Origin of the sequence: Bartonella sp. B1098, assembly GCF_944896145.1 — a bacterium.
GTDB lineage: Bacteria > Pseudomonadota > Alphaproteobacteria > Rhizobiales > Rhizobiaceae > Bartonella.
On sequence record NZ_CALYLP010000003.1, the window covers coordinates 88,173 to 101,902 of the forward strand.

Sequence of the window (13,730 nt, forward strand, 5' to 3'; positions counted from 1 at the left end):
ATCCATAGCCCCCCTTAAATACCTTTACCTGATTCAACTTGCTTGATTTCAATGGCACTTTCTACCGTTCTAGAAACTTGCTCCGCAATAGACTGTCGTTTGACTCCCGACTTATGGCGAAGTGTTAAAACAATAGCACCAATCATTGCAACTAATAAAATTATTCCAGCAATTTGAAAATAGAAAACATAATCCGTATAGAGAATATCCCCTAATGCTTGTGTATTTGTTCGCTGCCCTAAGTCTGGCATTGGTTGCGTAACATGCGTTCTCAAGATTGGAGAAAAATGGCTACTCACAAAAACAACAATCAATTCTACAGCGATAATAATGCCAATAAGAGCTCCTATAGGCGCATATCGAAGAGCGCCACTCTTTAACTCAGCAAAATCAACATCCAGCATCATAACGACAAATAAAAATAAAACAGCGACAGCTCCAACATAAACAACAAGCAGGATAAGCCCCAAAAACTCTGCTCCTGCAAGCAAAAATAAAGCTGCTGCATTAAAAAATGCAAGGATTAAAAATAAAACAGAATGCACAGGATTGCGTGCTGTAATAACAATTACTGCACTTGTTAGCATAATAAAAGCAAACAAATAGAAAAATGCCGCCGCTAGATCTGTTAGCACAGGCTTCTCCTTAATTATTCAAACAATTGGTACAAACTTCATACCAGATTACAATTTATCGGAAAATTATCCGACACCTCATTGAGCGATACACTTAACGATAAGGTGCATCCATCAATATATTGCGAGCAATTTCTCGCTCCCAACGATCACCATTCATTAAAAGCTTTTCTTTATCATAATAGAGTTCTTCACGCGTTTCTGTTGCAAATTCAAAATTTGGCCCCTCAACAATAGCCTCTACCGGACAAGCTTCTTGACAAAAACCACAGTAAATACACTTAACCATATCAATATCATAACGAACGGTTCTCCGCGTACCATCATTACGTCGCGGTCCTGCCTCAATTGTTATCGCTTGTGCAGGGCAAATTGCTTCACATAATTTACAAGCAATACACCGTTCTTCACCATTCGGATAGCGACGCAATGCATGTTCACCACGAAAACGTTGAGAAACAAAACCTTTTTCATAAGGATAATTAATCGTAGGCTTTGGCGAAAAAAATTGACGCATGGCTAGGAAAAAAGCACTCACAAACTCCAATAAAAGGAGTGACTTTGCCGCCTGAATAAAACCTGACATTGTAAAATCTCCTCTTAAACGAAATTCGTAAACTTTAAAAAAGCCGCAGTTATCACAACCATTGCCAGTGAGAGAGGAAGAAAAACCTTCCAACCAAGCCGCATGAGTTGATCATAGCGATAACGTGGAACAAACGCTTTGACCATAGCAAACCAAAAAAATACAAAACAAACTTTTAAAACAAACCAAATAACACCAGGAACCCAATTAAGCCACCAAACATCCAAAGGAGGCAGCCACCCCCCTAAAAATAAAATGGTTGTCAAAGCGCACATTAAAACAATAGCAACATATTCACCAAGAAAGAAGAGCATGTAAGGCGTTGAAGAATATTCTACCATATGACCAGCAACAAGCTCAGACTCCGCTTCCACCAAATCAAATGGAGGACGGTTTGTTTCTGCAAGCGCAGAAATAAAAAATATAATAAACATTGGAAAAAGAATAAGCCAATTCCAATCGAGAAAACTGTTAAAAGGAAGACCTAGAGTTGTACCAAGGCCATTTGTTTGTTTAAGAACAATTGTTGTAAGATCCAATGAACCACTTACTAAAATAACGGTCACAAGCACAAAACCAATAGAAACTTCATAAGAAACCATTTGTGCTGCTGAACGAAGAGCTCCTAAAAAAGGATATTTTGAATTTGATGCCCATCCCCCCATAATAACACCATAAACTTCAAGAGATGAAATGGCTAAGATATAAAGTAATCCAACATTAATCTTCGCAACTTCCCAGCCCTCACTGACAGGGATAACAGCCCAAGTTGATAAAGCAAGTGTCGCTGAAACAAAAGGAGCTAAAAGAAAAACCCCCTTATTTGCACCTGCTGGGATAATAGGTTCTTTCACAACAAATTTAATTAAATCTGCAAAAGACTGTAGTAATCCCCACGGACCAACAACATTGGGACCACGTCGCAATTGTACTGCGGCCCAAATCTTTCTATCTGCATAGAGAAGATAAGCAACTAAAACCAACAGAACAACCAAAAGAAGAAGTGTTTTTCCAACGATAATAAGTAATGGCAATAGCCAAGTCATAAAGAAATCATACATCATTATTCCTTTTCCTTTGCCCTTACTCTACAGCTTGCATAGCACGGCTTCTTGCAAGAGATGAACATTCAGCCATAACGGCAGAAGCACGTGCTATTGGATTTGTAAAATAAAAGTCTTTAACCATAGAAGTAAATGCTTGACTTTCTAGGGAAACCATTTTTGAACCAAGCGCCTTAAGACCACTTATATCAGAAGGCATTATATCATCAATGGCACAAAGATGTGGATAATCATTAAACAAGCATTGTCTTAATTGAGAAAGAGAATCAAAGGGGAGCCTTTGTCCTAAAACATCCGATAAGGCACGCAAAATAGCCCAATCTTCTTTTGCTTCACCTGGAGCAAAACCAGCCCGATTTGTCATTTGAACACGCCCTTCTGTATTCACATAAAGCCCTGATTTTTCCGTATAGGCCGATGCAGGTAAAATAACATCAGCAGCATGTGCACCATTATCACCATGACTACCAATATAAATTTTAAAAGCTTTTATATTGGCCAATTCCACTTCATCAGCACCAAGCAAAAATAAAACTTCACAGGTTTTAAGAATATTTGCAACCCCAAGTTGAGACGTAAAACCTATGTCCAACCCTCCAACGGTCGACGCTGCATTATGAAGAACCCCAAACCCATTCCATTCTTCACTCAGAGCTCCAATATTATCCGCTAATTTAGCAAGACTTTTTAAAACAGATAACCCTTCATTGCCGCAAATCGCCCCTTCTCCGATAAGAATAAGAGGCTTCTTTGCTTCTTTTAAAACATTTAAAAAAGAATTCTCTCCACAAATAAGTGTCTTTAATGCGTCACTCCCAGATCCAAGATAAGAATAAGGATACCGTAAATCGACTTCCTCTCCAATGAGCGCGATAGGAAAATTTCCCATCCGTTGGCGTTTTAAAATACGCGCATTTAAAACAGCAGCTTCATGGCGTGGATTAGATCCCACAATAAGCAGGGCATCAGCCCGTTCAATCCCCGTAATTGTAGGATTAAAAATATAACTCGAACGCCCAAACTCAGGCGATAAAGCAACCCCTCGTTGACGACAATCAAAGAGCTTGGAACCCAACGAGATCAGCAATGCTTTAAGGGCATACATTTCTTCAACAGAAGCAAGATCCCCAGCAATAGCTCCAATTTTTTCTGGCAAGATTTTTGAGAGAATCATTTTAATTTTTGCAAAAGCTTCTGTCCAACTAACAGGTTGAAGCTTTCCGTCTTTACGTACATATGGTCTATCAAGCCGCTGAGTTCGTAACCCATCCCAAATAAAACGAGTTTTATCAGAAATCCATTCCTCATTTACATCTTCATTCGTACGCGGCATAATTCGCATAACTTCACGGCCGCGGCTATCAATACGGATCGCACTGCCAAGAGCATCCATAACGTCAATCGATTCTGTTTTAATCAATTCCCAAGGACGCGCATGAAAGGCATAAGGTTTTGAAGTTAAAGCCCCTACTGGACAAAGATCTATAACATTCCCCTGTAATTCAGATGTCATCGCTTTTTCAAGATATGTCGTAATTTCAGCATCTTCACCACGACCGATTAAACCAAGCTCAGAAATACCTGCTACTTCCGTTGTAAAACGAACACACCGTGTGCAATGAATGCACCGTGTCATAACCGTTTTGACAAGAGGTCCAATATATTTATCTTCTACAGCACGTTTATTTTCTGTATAACGAGAACAATCACGCCCATAAAGCATTGCTTGATCTTGAAGGTCACATTCCCCTCCCTGATCACAAACAGGACAATCCAAAGGATGGTTGATGAGAAGAAACTCCATCACACCTTCACGCGCTTTTTTTACCATCTCGGTATTGGTAAAAATCTCTGGCGCTTCACCATTAGGACCCAGTCGTAAATCGCGAACCCCCATAGCACAAGAAGCCTGAGGTTTTGGAGGTCCACCCTTAACCTCAACCAAGCACATACGACAATTTCCAGCAATTGATAAAGTTTCATGAAAACAAAAACGCGGGACTTCAGCACCAGCCGCCTCCGCTGCCTGAAGCAACGTGTAATAATCAGGGACTTCAATCTCTTTACCATCAACTTTGATATTTATCATCACCCATCCAACCTGCGGACAATCCACTTAAAATTTGCATTCGGTTGCTCTTAAAAAATTTTCTATCCCACTGCTTTCAAAGCAATATTCTTTCTTTGAACAATATTTCGCGTATATTCATCAATTCTACGCTCGATTTCCGGACGAAAATTGCGGATCAACCCTTGTACAGGCCATGCTGCAGCATCGCCAAGTGCGCAAATCGTGTGCCCTTCAATCTGTTTAGAAACCTCAAATAGCAGATCAATTTCACGCTTTTGCGCTCTTCCCTCAACCATACGTCCTAAAAGGCGCATCATCCATCCTGTACCTTCACGACATGGTGTACATTGACCACAACTTTCATGCTTAAAAAAAGCCGCTATACGCCAAATTGCCTTGATAATATCGGTCGATTTATCCATAACAATCATCCCCCCTGTACCAAAAGAAGATCCGACATCGCGCATACCATCAAAATCCATGATCGCATCAACCATATCCTCACCACGAACTACCGGACAAGAAGCGCCTCCTGGAATAACAGCTAAAAGATTATCCCATCCACCACGAATACCTCCCGTATGTTTTTCAATCAATTCACGGAAAGAAATACCGAGAGCTTCTTCAAAGGTACAAGGAGCATTCACATGCCCAGAAACCATAAACAATTTCGTTCCGACATTATTTGCACGCCCAATTGATGAAAACCACGAAGCCCCACGACGTAAAATCGTTGGAACAACCGCTATAGATTCGACATTGTTGACCGTTGTTGGACAGCCATAAATTCCCATATTTGCAGGAAATGGCGGTTTGAGACGAGGTTGTCCTTTTTTTCCCTCAAGACTTTCAAGAAGCGCTGTCTCTTCACCACAAATATAAGCACCTGCCCCATGATGAATAATAATATCACAAGCATGACCATATTTTGTTTTTTTGCCAAGCAATCCTGCTTCATAACATTCATCCACAGCCGCTTGAAGCGCTTCACGCTCACGAATATATTCACCACGAATATAAATAAAAGCAACATTTGCTCCCATTGCAAAAGTAGCAATTGCACATCCTTCAATCAAAGTATGGGGATCATGGCGTAAAATATCGCGGTCTTTACATGTTCCAGGCTCTGATTCATCAGCATTAACAACCAAATAATGAGGACGACCATCATTCTGCTTTGGCATAAAGGACCATTTCATTCCGGTAGGAAAACCAGCACCACCACGACCGCGTAAACCTGACGCCTTCACCTCATCAATAATCCAATCACGACCTTTATCAATAATCTCTTTCAGGCCATTCCAATGCCCACGCAACATCGCAGCTTTTAATGATTTATCTTTTAAACCATAAATATTGGTGAAGATACGATCTTTATCAGCAAGCATACCCCACCTTTTTTTCCATTACCCGTAGCATTTTTAGCTTTTCCTCAAATGCAATTTTTAAAAAACTTCTTAAAACTCTCTACTTTCAATTAAACGTCGTTATAATATGGATAAAATAATGAAATATCTTTTCAAAAAAAATATCTCACTCAGACCCCATTCCTTTATGACCCTTTTTCTTTGAAGATTTGAGAGAGTTCCTTTTTTCTTCATCCTCAAGAAGAGAGGTTAAACCACTAATCGGTTCCGATGATTTACGACTGTTTTGTGGTCCCACCGTTATTTCAGAACCTTTTCCTGCTTCAAATGCATCAATAATCTCTTCAAGACGCTCTGCTGTAAGATCTTCATAAGTATCTTTAAAAATCATAACCATAGGAGCATTCACACAAGCACCAAGACACTCCACCTCCTCCCATGATAATGTTCCATCCTGATTAGTCGTAAAAGGTTCATGATGAATTTTTTTCTGACAAACTTTAATCAATTCATCAGAACCACGTAACATACAAGGAGTCGTACCACACACTTGAATATGTGCTTTTGTCCCTACAGGCTTAAGCTGAAACTGAGTATAAAAAGTAGCAACCTCTAGGACACGGATATACGCCATAGAAAGAATTTGAGCGATATGCTCGATTGCAGCACGCGTCACCCAACCATCTTGCTCTTGTGCACGCATTAATAACGGGATAACAGCCGATTGTTCACGTCCTAAAGGATATTTTTCTATAGTATTTTTCACCCATATCTGATTTTCCTTTGTAAAAGAAAACTCTGAGGGCTGATAGATATCATCTGCAAGACGCCGTACGGACATTAACGATCAACCTCCCCAAAAACAATATCAATCGAACCTAAAATAGCTGTAGCATCTGCCAACATATGGCCTCGGGTTAAAAAATCCATAGCTTGAAGATGAGCAAACCCAGGAGCACGCAACTTAACACGATAAGGTTTATTGCTTCCATCAGAAACAAGATAAACACCAAACTCACCCTTTGGTGCTTCCACCGCAACATATACTTCTCCAGGAGGCGTATGAAAACCTTCCGTATAGAGTTTAAAATGATGAATCAGCGCTTCCATCGAGCTTTTCATTTCGCTCCGCTTTGGTGGTACAATTTTGTGATCCAAACTCGAAACCGGACCATTCTTTTCAGTCCCCAATAATCGTTCTACGCATTGACGCATAATTTTTGCTGATTGGCGCATTTCTTCCATACGAATAAGATAACGATCATAACAATCACTATTTTTACCTATAGGAATATCAAATTCCATTTCATCATAACATTCATAAGGTTGACTTTTACGCAAATCCCATGGCACACCAGCTCCACGGATCATAACCCCAGAAAAACCGCGTGCCCAAGCTTCGTCAATACTGACAACACCAATATCCACATTACGCTGTTTAAAAATTCGATTTGGTGTCACAAGCGCATCAAGTTTTCCAAGAGAAACAAGAAACGGATCAATAAAATTACCAATATCCTCAACTAAAGATTCGGGTAAGTCTTGATGCACACCACCGGGACGAAAATAATTTGCATGAAGACGAGCACCACAAGCACGCTCATAAAAAATCATCAATCTTTCACGTTGCTCAAACCCCCAAAGCGGTGGGGTCAAAGCACCAACATCCATCGCTTGTGTCGTTACATTAAGCAAATGATTAAGAATACGCCCAATTTCAGAAAACAAAACACGTATCAATTGCCCTCTTTTAGGAACTTTAATATCCAATAACTTTTCAATTGCAAGAACAAAAGCATGTTCCTGATTCATAGGAGCAACATAATCTAAACGATCTAAATAAGGCCCCGCTTGAAGATAAGTCTTTGTTTCCATTAATTTTTCAGTACCGCGATGCAATAACCCAATATGTGGATCTACACGCTCAACAACTTCACCGTCCAACTCCAAAACCATGCGCAAAACGCCATGCGCTGCAGGATGCTGCGGACCAAAATTGATATTAAAGTTTCGAACATTGACCTCAGCCACAATCAACCCCTTATTTTTTTAAAACTTCATATCAAATCTTAAAAAAAATCTATCATACTAAAAACATTTAACTACTTAAGAAATACACGACTCTAATATAATGCCTTATCAAAACCAATCTTATTTTTTTCCATCTTCTTTTCCATCACAGGGTAAAATATATTCTGCTCCTTCCCAAGGAGAAAGAAAATCAAAATTACGCATTTCTTGGCGCAAAACAACAGGCTCATAAATGACCCTTTTTGCTTCGTTATCATAACGGCATTCAACAAATCCTGTTACAGGAAAATCTTTGCGTAAAGGATAGCCTTCAAACCCATAATCTGTTAAAATCCGTCTCAAATCTGGATGATCTGAAAATAAAATCCCATACATATCATAGGCCTCTCGTTCATACCACTCTGCACCAGGATAAACCGCACAAGCTGAAGAAACAGGCGTATTTTCATCCGTACGAACTTTAACACGTAAGCGTAAATTCTCACGAGGAGATAAGAGGTGGTAAGAGACATCAAAGCGCTTATCGCGAGAAGGGTAATCCACACCACTAATGTCTGTAAGATTAATAAATTGACAGCGAGAATCATCACGAACAAACATTAAAACATCGGTAATTGCATCAAGACGCGCCACAATGGTTAATTCGCCAAAAGCAAGAACGGTCTCTTCAAGTTTATTGCCTAACTTGTTTTTCAAATAAACCGCAAGTTCAACCAATGCTTCATCCATCATAACACGAAAACTCTCTATCGCTCTATGGATCCAGTACGACGGATTTTTTTCTGTAACAACAATATTCCGTATAATAATGCCTCTGCTGTAGGCGGACACCCTGGAACATATATATCGACAGGCACGATACGATCACATCCACGCACCACTGAATAGGAATAATGATAATATCCCCCACCGTTCGCACATGATCCCATAGAAATCACATAACGTGGCTCTGGCATCTGATCGTATACTTTTCTTAAAGCAGGTGCCATCTTATTTGTTAGAGTACCTGCTACCACCATCACATCAGATTGACGGGGTGAAGCTCGTGGTGCATATCCAAAACGCTCATTATCATAATGAGGCATTGAGCATTGCATCATTTCAATAGCACAACAAGCCAAACCAAAACTCATCCACATTAAAGAACCGGTACGTGCCCAAGTAATCAAGGCGTCTGCTGATGTAATTAAAAAACCTTTATCTGATAATTCAGCATTAATATCACAAAAAAACTTATCATCTGATCCTATCAATTCCCCCGTATTGGGGTCAATGATTCCTTTTGGTTTGGGAGCGGTAATCGTTGAATTATTAGATCTTAATTCCATTCAAGAGCTCCTTTTTTCCATTCATATATAAATCCAATAGTCAAAATCGCTAAAAACACAATCATCGACCAAAAACCAAACATACCTATCGATTCGAATGAAACAGCCCAAGGAAAAAGAAAAGCAACTTCAAGATCAAAAATAATAAACAAAATTGAAACCAAATAGAAACGAATATCAAACTTCATACGTGCATCACTAAATGAATTAAACCCACATTCATACGCCGATAACTTTTCAGGATCGGGAGAACGATACGCTACAATATAAGGTGTAATCAATAAAACCCCAGCAATAACCGCTGAGACAATAATAAAAATCAAGACTGGCAAATAAGAGTTCAATAAATAAGCCATAACCCTCTTCCATCTTAATAAAATGCCTGAATTTAACATAATGATCCGATATTGCGAGATCAAACAGACAAATTTAATAATCGCTCTATTAATTCTACTCATACTGCTTGAAAGGTATACAGAGCGGTACTTTTCTTATCGGCATAGGTAACGCAGAGCAACAAAAGACGCAAGCCCTATTCTTATAAACCATGTAAAAAGGAAGAAAAAATATATCCCCCCCTAAATTAGACACTCTACCTAATTCACAGCACATGAATATCGTAAAAAGAAATCCCATAAGGAAACATAAAATGGCGCGAGTGACGGGGCTCGAACCCGCGACCTCCGGCGTGACAGGCCAGCACTCTAACCAACTGAGCTACACCCGCGCATTTTCTGCACCAATTTATTCTTGGTACAAGCGGTCGTGTAAGGGGTTCGTTCACTTATGTCAAGAAGGATTATGCATTTTTTAAAAAAATTATCAAATAGCATCTTTATTCTTGCGTTTAGAAAATTTTTTCCTTAAAGAGGAGCCATTCAGTTGCTGATCATTGCATTGGGCGATTAGCTCAGCTGGTAGAGCGCCTCGTTTACACCGAGGATGTCGGGAGTTCGAGTCTCTCATCGCCCACCATGCGCTTTTACTTCTTATATAACTTACTGATTTTATGTATGTTTATAAGAGGTGAGGGATACCCGAATAAAGTTAAGGGAATAGGATTTTGTAGCGTTCTCTCAATTATTACGAATCAGCACTTCTTTTCGAAGTGATTTTTTTGCCATTTAAGAAGAGGTTTGGATAATTTTAGAATGAAAAACCTTACGGTATCTTTTGTTTCCTCTATAATAACGTATTATATATAAAAACACAATAAAGTCAATAGCTTGTTTGCAATTATTTTATATGAATCCACTTAGAATCCATCTTTTTATGCATGTTTAATTTGACCATTTTTTATAAAAGATTGCCATGTATGAATAGACTATAAAAAGTAAATCATAAAGAGGCTTAAGAGGCAAAAACAACTTCAAACGTTTTAACTTTTTCCGAACTCGCAACAATCTTGATATCATTTCCCAATTTTGCCAAACATTCAAGCATTTTCATTTCACTTATTCCTCGAAATTCTCCACTCAAAAGTTTAGACAATTTGGGTTGCGTCATTTTTAAAAGTTGACTAGCTTGCTTTTGTGTTAAGTTTTTTTCTTTAAGAATTTGACTAATCTTATGTGCAAGTTGCGCTTTGATTAGCATCTCTCTAGAATCCGAAAAGCCAAGATCCAGATCCGCATAGACATTGGAACTACCGTGAAAAACATTGATCATTTTAATTCCCTTCTAATTTTTCTGCTAACTTGAGACGTTCTTTAATCAAGTTGATATCTGGTTTTGGTGTTGCAATGCCATGGGTCGATTTTTTTTGGAAACAATGCAACACATAAAGAGATTTTTTATATTGTACCGTATAAACAGCACGATAAGTTCCTTGAATATCACGTTCGATAATTTCTAGAACATTGGCAGATCCAAATCCCTTGAGAACCTTAACATTTTCTCCTTTATCTCCTATCTGAGCAAGATAAAGAGTATAACCAATCCTTTGTTGAATAAGATCTGAAAAACTTTTTATATCTTTTCGTGAAGATCCAAGCCATATGATACGTTTTATTTTACTCATAATTATTAATATATCCATATGGATATAATTTCAAGTGCTTATTTAATAATATGAAAATTAGGAATGCTTTATTCTAAAATAATGAGTTCGAATTTAAGCTGGTTAATTTGCAAAGAAATTAGGTTTTAATGAAAAGTGAAAATACGCTTATAAGAACCTCTTTAAGGGAATGTTTAAACGTTTGAAACATAAAATGAGATGATTATAAGAAACGCTTAAAACCTCTTTTATAACAGCTATAACTTAGTTATCATTTTCTCTTAAGAACGTCTTATTTACGAAAAAACAAAAATCTAGATTTCACAGCAGAGCAAATCTTAAAACTTAGGTTCTAAAAAGCGTTTGTTTATTTGTCTTATGAAAAGCTACTTTTAAAAACCAACGCGCGTAAATGTAAAAATGGGTTTTGTTATAGACATTTCACTTAATACATATTTGCTTTTGATTGTCTTAATAAACCTACAAAGCATTTTAATACGTTTTTATTTTAGAATGTCAGTTATTTGAATTCACTCAACTCAATTTTGAGCTTAGTATTTTAAAACGTTTTAAAGAAGCATTTTGATCATGTGCTTTATTTCAAATGAATCTCTTTAAAGAAAAGGGCATTTTATTAATACGTTTGATAGCCATAACAAGCGTTTATAGTTTTTCTCATTCAAATGAATGCTATCAAGATGATACCCATCATTTATGTTCCTTTTGATAAGTTTTCATAAAAACAAGAAAGCGCTTGCAATATAATACGTTTTGTATATAGGCATGCATTACTCCATTGTGGGTGATTAATTTTTAATCATTAGAATCAGAATTAGAAAGCCGCGTCATATCATTTGGCACGGCTTTCTTTTTGAATTCTCTCTTTTATGATACGTTTTAAACAATGCTTATAATGCATTTATAGCCATAAAGAAGGCACTCACATACTATTATTTGTTTTATTTCTCAATCTTTACAACCTCATCGCTTTTATAGACCTCATAATTATCGGGAACCAATCTTATTTTACTTTGTGTATCTATTTTTGCTCTTCCATAGGCACGACCCCAAACCTTGACATAACCAGAGATTTTCGCATTGCCATAGACCTTGCCATAAATCTTTGCAAAGCCTTTGATAGCAGCTTGTCCATAAATTTTTGCATTGCTGTAAATACAAGCAGACCCAGAAACCTTTGAATGACCATAGATCCTTGCATGATCATAAACAAAAGCATCATGAGAAACGCACGCATGATTATAAATATGGGAATTGCTATAAATACGGGCGCAACCACTCACATGAGCTTTGCCATAAACATTCCCTGCGACATGAGCACTGTCATAGACACAAGCATGGTCATAAATTTTTGCATATCGAGTGATTACAGCCTTGCCATAAACCTCAGCATTGCCATAGACACGCCCCCGCACATGAGAAAGATGCCTTACTTTTGCATGATCAGTAACATGAGCATAGCCATAAACAAGAGCCTCATCATAAACCCAGCAATTACCATCATGAGAGAGGTTATCTTCCTTTTCAATAAAGCCACCTAAAGAGCCGGCTTTAACATCAGCAAAGTCTCTTAAAGCACGTATACGATGTAAAATAATCCCATCAAAAGTGAAACTTTCATTAGTAAATTCATATTTTTTAGATACAATTGTACTGGTCATAGGTAACTCCTAATCTAATATTCGATAAATTTTTAAATGAAATGTTTAAAGAGGGGCGCCCCCGCACCACCGCTGCTTTTATTTACGCTGCTTTGTTTTCAATAATCTTTACAAGGTGATCGTTTTCATAAACCTCACAATTTATGGGAACCGAACATAAACCGCTATGTCTTTTTATTCTTGCATTGCCATAGACCTTGCCTCTAATCACGATATAATCAGAGATTTTCGCATTCCCATAAACAGAGCCGTAAACATCAGTATGAGACCCCACGCTAGCATTGCCATAAACCTTGCCATATATTTTTGCAGCGCCACTTACAACAGCATGATCATAAACCACGGCATTGCTATGAATACGTGCACTTCCTGACAATTTTGCATTCCCATAAACCCTTGCATATTGATAAACCCAAGCGTTATAAGAAAGATGCGCATTGTCATAAACATGAGCATTTGCATAAACGCGGGCGCGGTCACAAACATGCGCATTGCCATAAACAAAGCCCATGATAATAGCCTTATCAGAAACTTTTGCATTTTCATAAATATAGGCAGGATTTAAAACAAGAGCATTATCATATACCCAGCAATTGCCATCATGAGAGAGGTTGCTTTCATTTTCAATAAAACCACCTAAATCCCCAGCCTTAACATCAGCAAAGTCTCTTAATGCTTTAATACGATAAAATAAACGATTACCAAATTCAATAGCACCTAATGAAAGTTCATATTTTTTTGCAGGCTCTTGTTTATTAACAGAGGCAGTTTTATTTGAAATGTTAGAGGAAATTGTAGTGTTTTGTGATGTAGTTTTCATAACTAAATCCTTATCATAAAATTGTTTTTCAATTGACACCTCTATAAGGGCGCCGGGCGCTGAAAAACACGGTGATAAGTCCGTTGCTTACACTTTTCCCATAAGGGTATTATATGGTGTAAGCACACCCGACAAAATCATCATATATGC

At 38.0% G+C, this 13,730-nt stretch carries 14 protein-coding genes and 2 tRNA genes; 1 reads left to right on the top strand and 15 read right to left on the bottom strand.

Going from position 1 to position 13,730, the window contains the following annotated elements; all coding sequences use genetic code 11:
* Positions 1-14: 14 nt before the first annotated feature.
* From NNJ85_RS04775 to NNJ85_RS04825, 11 genes are all read right to left on the bottom strand, one after another.
* Positions 15-635: an NADH-quinone oxidoreductase subunit J gene (locus NNJ85_RS04775; RefSeq protein WP_254474072.1), complete on the bottom strand. Its 621-nt coding sequence runs from the start codon at positions 633-635 to the stop codon at positions 15-17.
* Between the two features lie 94 nt (positions 636-729).
* The gene (gene nuoI, locus NNJ85_RS04780) at positions 730-1,221 is read right to left on the bottom strand and encodes an NADH-quinone oxidoreductase subunit NuoI (protein ID WP_004860049.1); all 492 of its coding nucleotides are present in this window, start codon (positions 1,219-1,221) and stop codon (positions 730-732) included.
* A gap of 14 nt (positions 1,222-1,235) precedes the next feature.
* A complete protein-coding gene (gene nuoH / locus NNJ85_RS04785; protein WP_254474866.1) occupies positions 1,236-2,282 on the bottom strand; it encodes an NADH-quinone oxidoreductase subunit NuoH in 1,047 nt (348 codons plus the stop codon).
* 22 nt (positions 2,283-2,304) lie between these two features.
* Entirely contained in the window at positions 2,305-4,374 is a 2,070-nt protein-coding gene (nuoG, locus tag NNJ85_RS04790; protein ID WP_254474073.1) for an NADH-quinone oxidoreductase subunit NuoG, read from the bottom strand.
* 62 nt (positions 4,375-4,436) lie between these two features.
* A complete protein-coding gene (gene nuoF, locus NNJ85_RS04795) occupies positions 4,437-5,744 on the bottom strand; it encodes an NADH-quinone oxidoreductase subunit NuoF (protein WP_254474074.1) in 1,308 nt (435 codons plus the stop codon).
* 145 nt (positions 5,745-5,889) lie between these two features.
* Positions 5,890-6,564 (bottom strand): NADH-quinone oxidoreductase subunit NuoE, encoded by a 675-nt coding sequence (gene nuoE, locus NNJ85_RS04800; RefSeq protein WP_254474075.1) that lies wholly within the window; start codon positions 6,562-6,564, stop codon positions 5,890-5,892.
* The gene (locus tag NNJ85_RS04805) at positions 6,564-7,754 is read right to left on the bottom strand and encodes an NADH-quinone oxidoreductase subunit D (RefSeq protein WP_254474077.1); all 1,191 of its coding nucleotides are present in this window, start codon (positions 7,752-7,754) and stop codon (positions 6,564-6,566) included. The genes nuoE and NNJ85_RS04805 overlap by 1 nt, the downstream gene beginning before the upstream one ends.
* A 120-nt stretch (positions 7,755-7,874) precedes the next feature.
* Positions 7,875-8,483 carry an NADH-quinone oxidoreductase subunit C gene (locus NNJ85_RS04810; protein WP_254474867.1) on the bottom strand — a complete coding sequence of 203 codons (609 nt, stop codon included), beginning with the start codon at positions 8,481-8,483 and terminating at the stop codon, positions 7,875-7,877.
* A gap of 17 nt (positions 8,484-8,500) precedes the next feature.
* The gene (locus tag NNJ85_RS04815) at positions 8,501-9,082 is read right to left on the bottom strand and encodes an NADH-quinone oxidoreductase subunit B family protein (protein WP_254474078.1); all 582 of its coding nucleotides are present in this window, start codon (positions 9,080-9,082) and stop codon (positions 8,501-8,503) included.
* Positions 9,073-9,438, bottom strand: a complete 366-nt coding sequence (locus NNJ85_RS04820) for an NADH-quinone oxidoreductase subunit A (RefSeq protein ID WP_254474079.1) — start codon at positions 9,436-9,438, stop codon at positions 9,073-9,075. Before NNJ85_RS04820 ends, NNJ85_RS04815 begins: the two co-directional genes overlap by 10 nt.
* 294 nt (positions 9,439-9,732) lie before the next feature.
* Positions 9,733-9,809: transfer RNA gene (locus NNJ85_RS04825), tRNA-Asp, on the bottom strand.
* A gap of 172 nt (positions 9,810-9,981) precedes the next feature.
* Between NNJ85_RS04825 and NNJ85_RS04830 the strand changes: the two genes are divergently transcribed.
* A tRNA-Val gene (locus NNJ85_RS04830) sits at positions 9,982-10,057 on the top strand.
* 375 nt (positions 10,058-10,432) lie between these two features.
* On the opposite strand, the gene NNJ85_RS04835 is transcribed toward NNJ85_RS04830, so the two are convergent.
* The 4 genes from NNJ85_RS04835 to NNJ85_RS04850 all read right to left on the bottom strand — a co-directional run bounded on the left by NNJ85_RS04835 (position 10,433) and on the right by NNJ85_RS04850 (position 13,580).
* Positions 10,433-10,750: a helix-turn-helix domain-containing protein gene (locus NNJ85_RS04835; protein ID WP_254474080.1), complete on the bottom strand. Its 318-nt coding sequence runs from the start codon at positions 10,748-10,750 to the stop codon at positions 10,433-10,435.
* A gap of 1 nt (position 10,751) precedes the next feature.
* The gene (locus NNJ85_RS04840; protein WP_254474081.1) at positions 10,752-11,102 is read right to left on the bottom strand and encodes a type II toxin-antitoxin system RelE/ParE family toxin; all 351 of its coding nucleotides are present in this window, start codon (positions 11,100-11,102) and stop codon (positions 10,752-10,754) included.
* 938 nt (positions 11,103-12,040) lie between these two features.
* Entirely contained in the window at positions 12,041-12,760 is a 720-nt protein-coding gene (locus NNJ85_RS04845) for a hypothetical protein (RefSeq protein ID WP_254474082.1), read from the bottom strand.
* Positions 12,761-12,842: 82 nt separating this feature from the next.
* A complete protein-coding gene (locus tag NNJ85_RS04850) occupies positions 12,843-13,580 on the bottom strand; it encodes a hypothetical protein (protein WP_254474083.1) in 738 nt (245 codons plus the stop codon).
* Positions 13,581-13,730 lie beyond the last annotated feature (150 nt).

What these genes read in the sequence shown, in the direction of transcription:
- nuoI (WP_004860049.1), bottom strand. Translation starts at nt 1,221, where the DNA reads ATGTCAGGTTTTATTCAGGCGGCAAAGTCACTCCTTTTATTGGAGTTT.
- nuoH (WP_254474866.1), bottom strand. Translation starts at nt 2,282, where the DNA reads ATGTATGATTTCTTTATGACTTGGCTATTGCCATTACTTATTATCGTT.
- nuoG (WP_254474073.1), bottom strand. Translation starts at nt 4,374, where the DNA reads ATGATAAATATCAAAGTTGATGGTAAAGAGATTGAAGTCCCTGATTAT.
- nuoF (WP_254474074.1), bottom strand. Translation starts at nt 5,744, where the DNA reads ATGCTTGCTGATAAAGATCGTATCTTCACCAATATTTATGGTTTAAAA.
- nuoE (WP_254474075.1), bottom strand. Translation starts at nt 6,564, where the DNA reads ATGTCCGTACGGCGTCTTGCAGATGATATCTATCAGCCCTCAGAGTTT.
- NNJ85_RS04810 (WP_254474867.1), bottom strand. Translation starts at nt 8,483, where the DNA reads ATGGATGAAGCATTGGTTGAACTTGCGGTTTATTTGAAAAACAAGTTA.
- NNJ85_RS04815 (WP_254474078.1), bottom strand. Translation starts at nt 9,082, where the DNA reads ATGGAATTAAGATCTAATAATTCAACGATTACCGCTCCCAAACCAAAA.
- NNJ85_RS04820 (WP_254474079.1), bottom strand. Translation starts at nt 9,438, where the DNA reads ATGGCTTATTTATTGAACTCTTATTTGCCAGTCTTGATTTTTATTATT.
- NNJ85_RS04835 (WP_254474080.1), bottom strand. Translation starts at nt 10,750, where the DNA reads ATGATCAATGTTTTTCACGGTAGTTCCAATGTCTATGCGGATCTGGAT.
- NNJ85_RS04840 (WP_254474081.1), bottom strand. Translation starts at nt 11,102, where the DNA reads ATGAGTAAAATAAAACGTATCATATGGCTTGGATCTTCACGAAAAGAT.
- NNJ85_RS04845 (WP_254474082.1), bottom strand. Translation starts at nt 12,760, where the DNA reads ATGACCAGTACAATTGTATCTAAAAAATATGAATTTACTAATGAAAGT.
- NNJ85_RS04850 (WP_254474083.1), bottom strand. Translation starts at nt 13,580, where the DNA reads ATGAAAACTACATCACAAAACACTACAATTTCCTCTAACATTTCAAAT.